The 555-nt window shown below is 58.4% G+C and carries 1 pseudogene; it reads right to left on the reverse strand.

The window, feature by feature from the left end:
- Positions 1-354: 354 nt before the first annotated feature.
- Positions 355-555 (reverse strand): annotated as a pseudogene (locus EOA33_RS38070) (aspartyl/asparaginyl beta-hydroxylase domain-containing protein); the annotation flags it as partial.

Genomic DNA, 555 nt, shown 5'->3' on the forward strand with positions numbered 1-555 from the left:
GTTGGAGAGAACGTCGCCATGAGGCGACCAGTGCCGAATGGGCCGCGCCGCTTCTGGCGATCGAGGCCTGGACAAGATCTGCATGCACGACTGATTGCCGACCGATCAACCTGACCCTCCCGTAAGCGGGACCTCCTCCCGCTCAGTCGTCACGTTGGCTAGAAAATATTCGACACCCAAGGCAGTTCAGCTTTCGATATAGAACGCTGACCCCGACACGTATTGATTTTGCGCAATTCGGGACGGAAAATCGCTACGCAATCGTTCCAGAATTGCTCTGGCGTTCTAAAGGTGGCTGCCGGCCGGCGCCATTGGACGTTGGTTCAAGGCGGATTGGCGAGGTCCTGTCGAAGCTCAGTTCGCCTCGGCCTTCTTCGGCTTGCTGGAGCCGATCATCTTCCAGTTCTTGTAGAACAGGGAATTGATGCGTTCGACGCTGACCGAAACGATGGCGAGCAGGCCGGCGATGAGGCCGGGGAACGGGGATGGACGGATGATGTCCATGAAGACGCAGTAGCGGCGCCCGTCATACTCGTTGACCGAACGGTGCAGCAG

The sequence above is a fragment of the Mesorhizobium sp. M4A.F.Ca.ET.050.02.1.1 genome (assembly GCF_003997725.1).
GTDB lineage: Bacteria > Pseudomonadota > Alphaproteobacteria > Rhizobiales > Rhizobiaceae > Mesorhizobium.